The following is a 4,372-nucleotide window of genomic DNA, read 5'->3' on the forward strand; positions in this document are numbered from 1 at the left end:
TGCGAGGATTTTCCGAAGGAAAATCAGAAGCTAACAAACGAGCAACAAACTTTGGTTTAGGTAAAACTAGCAATTTTTTATATACTTTGTTGTGGTTAGTTATTTTTGTCCGACACATAAACTTCTTTCTCAAAATATTTTTTGTGATTGCTTACAGTTCCGATTGCCGAATCGTTTCCAATATTTTTAATTTCGTATAATTCCTCCACAATTTGTCCTTTAATATTTTGTTTACCTTTTTCATATCCAAATATTCCAAATCGATAGTCATCATTTTCAATTCCAAAAGTGTCCAGTTTTGTTTCACTTTCCGAGTACTTATTTTCAATTACTACATACATTAACTTTTTGTAAACGTCAATATTTGAATTATAATTAAAACTCGCTATATTTTTTCCGACCTGAATTGTATCTGGTATTTTTAAGTTGAAGAATGAACTGTTTTTATATTTAACTTCTCCATTTTGGTCGAAATATATCGATTGATTTTTATACAAACTATCTTTTAACGTTAACCATTCAGATTTTTCTTTAAGAGAGCCATCTTCTCTGTTATAAATCCACCAGCCTTTTTGAAATCCGTTTTCCACCAAACCTTTTTCCTTTATTTTTCCATTTTCGTAATAGTAAAACAACGTGTCGGCTGGCACTCCGTTTTTAACGTAAGACAACGATTTTAGTTTTCCGTTTTCATAAGTCACTCCGCCAAAACCAGTAAATAGTGAATCGGCTTTAGAATCTATAAATTCCACCTTAACCATTTCTCCGTTGTATTCTTGAAAAATGTCTTTTTTTTCAGATTTACAACTGATAAATACTAAAGTTAATAATATGTAAGTCAGTCTCTTCATAATTAACCACAACGGTCTTGTGTATGGAAAGTTGCGTTTTTGTGTGCGAGGAATTTCCGAAGGAAATTCAGACGTAACAAAAATGCAACTACCTTGGGTTAAGCACTAATTTAGCAATTTTTTATACACGTTGTTAGCTTTTAGTTGTGACACATTTGAGTGAGCACGTTTTATTGTTATTCCGCTTTTCAATTCCGCAAACTTGCTCAAATTCCGTTTGAGTGATAATTCCGTTTTATTCAGTCAATTTATTATAATATGGCATTATCAATTCCTCCAATTTTTTCCGTTGCGATTTTGTCAAAGAATGTCCTTTCGGTGGATACGTTCTTGTTGGTCTAATAGCTAATTCAATTAGTAATTCTTTTATTATTTCGTTTCGGTCAATGCCGCGTGATAATATTTTAAATGTTGTATTATTCTGAATAACCGGACTGTCCCAATTTGAATTCTCAAAGAGTTGAGACGAAATAGAAAAAATGTGAGCAACTCCAATCCAATCATTGGGAATAATTTCGATAATCGCTTTCACATCCTTTTTCGAGATGGAATGATTTGGTTCGCTATTTATTTTTTCGGTTACGATTTTCATTTTTCGGAACAATTAAAGCTAACGTTTATGTATAAGGAAAGTTGCGTGTTTGTGTGCGAGGATTTTCCGAAGGAAAATCAGAAGCTAACAAACGAGCAACTAACTTTGGTTTAGCTAAAACTAGCAATTTTTTTTATACGGTGTTGTAAAACGTTTTTTATTATTTTTAAATTCCGCTCAATATAATACCGACAAATATTACAATCAACGAAGTCACAAGAAACGTTTTTTTACTTTTATAAATATCCGAAATTAAATTCCAACAATACAAATAAATAAATATCGGAAACATAAATCCCAAATAAGCAAAGTCCTTTTCAATTGTCAAATCTATTCCAGCAAAAAACCAAAACAATCGCAAAAGAAAAAATAATGTTCCAAATAAAATCCAAATCGTATTAGTTTGAGCCATTCTCAATCTTATGTTTTTCTTTCTGTTAGTCGCAAAAGGTTTACTCATCCACAAATAAGTTGTGAAACAAAATGAAAATCCAACTGAAGTAAAACCAATTAAAGTCAAATAATAAATTGAGAATTCATAACTATAGAAATTCGACCAGCTCAAGTCTGTGATAATTTCTCCAACATTGCACATTTTTAAAAATACTCGAAATAATGAATTAAAAATTAAGCTAAATCCGATTCCGATTGCAATTCCGCTATAAAATTGGAACTTTCCAATTTCGTTTATCGTGAAGTCAGATTTGAGTTTTTTCAATTCAGCGTATTGTTTGGTCAAATGTTTTACAACGGTTTTGTATATGATACGTTGCGTGTGTAAGCAACTAATTTAGCAAATAAAAACCAGATAGAAAATCCGCGAGGATTTTCGTAAGTAGGCTAGTACTAGCAATGGATTATATACGTTGTTGTGCGTTCGTTTTTATTCCACAATATTTATTTTTATTCCGTTAAATTCCGTTCCGTTTTTCAATTCCGTAACAGCTTTTAATTCCGACGTTGGAATCGACTTTTTTAAAATCAATTCGTTTTTTATATCCCAGCCAATAACTTTGTATCCTTGTGGAAATAATCCTTTACCAAGGTCATTTTCGTTATTCTTGATGACTGACCAAAAAATGCTTGAATATCCTAATCCGCCTTTATCAAATTGATATTGATAGTATTTATATTTTTTGTTTGGTGAAATTGAGTCTGATAGAATTATCAAATTCGGTTCGTTTAAAGAATGTTCAGAGTTAAAAACTTCCACTAGTTCATTCAAATCCGAGTTGATTTTAATTCCAATTCCGATTATTCCAATCAGGATTATTCCAATAATTATTAAAATCCATTTTTTCATTAAATTCCTGTGAATATTTAGTCCAATTTATAAATCAAATGCTCTCGGAACACTTTTATGTAAAACCTTATCAAGACATTTAGAGTGAGCATAAACTGCTTGAACATCTTTTGTTTGCTTGTCACATTCTATCGTGATTTCAATCGCTTTACTAAATGTTGAATCTTGACCACAAAAACAACATAAAACCTCTAAATCTCCGTTATTCATTTATTCTAAAAATTTTATTTTTTGTGTTTAATTTTGTTGATGTTCTCGGTTTTTCTCAAATGACGCACAACGGTCTTGTGTATGGTTAGTTGCGTGTTTAAGCAACTAATTTAGTAAACAAAAACGAACGGGAGAAAATTCCGAAGGAATTTTCCAAATAAGCACTTGCCAAAGCAATTAATTATACACGGTGTTGTAGCACGTATTTTTTTCAAATTCCGTTGGCTTTAATCAACGCTAAAATAATTGTTATTGACATTCCTATAATAGAAGCAATAACATTTTTGCTTATCAATTCCGTTTTCTCGATTCCGTAAATCAGATTCCTAATTTTCTTTTTATTCATAAGAACGATTATCAGAAGCAAGAGTAAGAATCCGACAACGTTTATTAAAATCAGAGTTTGGTCAGTTAAGTCAATGAATTTAGCCGAAAAAGCCAAATTCGAAATCAGAAAATAGAAATACGATTGAATTAAAATCCATCCAATTTTTTTATTTATGAAAATTCCAATTAGTGGAATTAAAAGAATAATTGCAGGTCTAAAAAATGATGTTTCTTTTAGTACATTCAGATAGTTTTGAAATCCGCTTCCAGTTTCCGCAACATAATTCCAATAAATTGAAGTTTCTACTTTTCCACGAACTATTGAGATTATAAATAAACTCAATATTGAGAGCTTAATTATCAAAATTAGATAGTTGTTTTTTATGTTTTCCGCGGTTATTCTCATATGTGCTACAACGGTCTCGTATAACCGTCAGTTACGGATAAATATACGAAGTTTTTCGGTTGAGAACGGACGTTAGCAATTCCGAGTGGATTCTGACGTAGTCGAATCCGCCGTAATTGCGGTTATACATTGTTACCCAACGTTTTTTCTTTTTTAAATCCACGATATTACAGTCACAATTCCGATTATTATTAATAGTCCTAATCCAATTAAAATTCCAAAAAAGAAATATTTAATCAACTTGTCTTTCCACGTTTCTTTATAATCAGGGTAAGGCTTAATTTCATTTCGAGCTTCTTTTTTTAGCTCAACGTAGTGAAAGAAAAAATCACTTTCTTCGTCTGATATTCCTTCGTCAAGTCCAAACGTTTTGATTTTTCCATTTTCAAATTCTTTTTCTGTTTCAAGTGCTGCCTCTAAAAGTTCAGCAGCGTGCAGTTCAAGTCCTTGTCTATTCGCTTTTATACAACTTTCGTCAGGTCCTCCGCCATATTGGAAATATCCAATATACGCTTCGTCATAGTTTTTTTGACTGCGTAATGCATTAATCAATTTTCCAATTTCCTTGTCGTTCATCAAATGTTGGGTAACGGTCTTGTATAAGAATAGTTGCGTGTTTGCGTGCGTGGAATTTCCGAAGGAAATTCAGATGTAGCAAATACGCAACTACCTTTATTTAAGCA

At 31.5% G+C, this 4,372-nt stretch carries 7 protein-coding genes; all 7 read right to left on the minus strand.

Annotation, left to right across the window (positions count from 1 at the left end; translation table 11 throughout):
• Positions 1-95 precede the first annotated feature (95 nt).
• Positions 96-851, minus strand: coding sequence for a toxin-antitoxin system YwqK family antitoxin (locus tag HNQ90_RS17775; protein WP_144118271.1), 756 nt, complete (start codon positions 849-851; stop codon positions 96-98).
• A gap of 235 nt (positions 852-1,086) precedes the next feature.
• Entirely contained in the window at positions 1,087-1,443 is a 357-nt protein-coding gene (locus tag HNQ90_RS17780) for a hypothetical protein (protein ID WP_172625938.1), read from the minus strand.
• 166 nt (positions 1,444-1,609) lie between these two features.
• The gene (locus HNQ90_RS17785) at positions 1,610-2,161 is read right to left on the minus strand and encodes a hypothetical protein (protein WP_221279918.1); all 552 of its coding nucleotides are present in this window, start codon (positions 2,159-2,161) and stop codon (positions 1,610-1,612) included.
• A gap of 165 nt (positions 2,162-2,326) precedes the next feature.
• Positions 2,327-2,746 (minus strand): hypothetical protein, encoded by a 420-nt coding sequence (locus HNQ90_RS17790; protein WP_144118269.1) that lies wholly within the window; start codon positions 2,744-2,746, stop codon positions 2,327-2,329.
• Between the two features lie 27 nt (positions 2,747-2,773).
• Positions 2,774-2,956 carry a hypothetical protein gene (locus HNQ90_RS17795; RefSeq protein ID WP_144118268.1) on the minus strand — a complete coding sequence of 61 codons (183 nt, stop codon included), beginning with the start codon at positions 2,954-2,956 and terminating at the stop codon, positions 2,774-2,776.
• A 211-nt stretch (positions 2,957-3,167) separates the two neighbouring features.
• Complete coding sequence (locus tag HNQ90_RS17920) at positions 3,168-3,626, minus strand: hypothetical protein (protein WP_144118267.1); 459 nt, start codon at positions 3,624-3,626, stop codon at positions 3,168-3,170.
• Positions 3,627-3,842: 216 nt separating this feature from the next.
• On the minus strand, positions 3,843-4,265 hold the full coding sequence (locus tag HNQ90_RS17800) for a hypothetical protein (RefSeq protein WP_144118266.1): 423 nt from the start codon (positions 4,263-4,265) through the stop codon (positions 3,843-3,845).
• Between the last annotated feature and the right edge of the window lie 107 nt (positions 4,266-4,372).

Origin of the sequence: Algibacter amylolyticus, assembly GCF_014202225.1 — a bacterium.
Lineage (GTDB): Bacteria > Bacteroidota > Bacteroidia > Flavobacteriales > Flavobacteriaceae > Algibacter_B > Algibacter_B amylolyticus.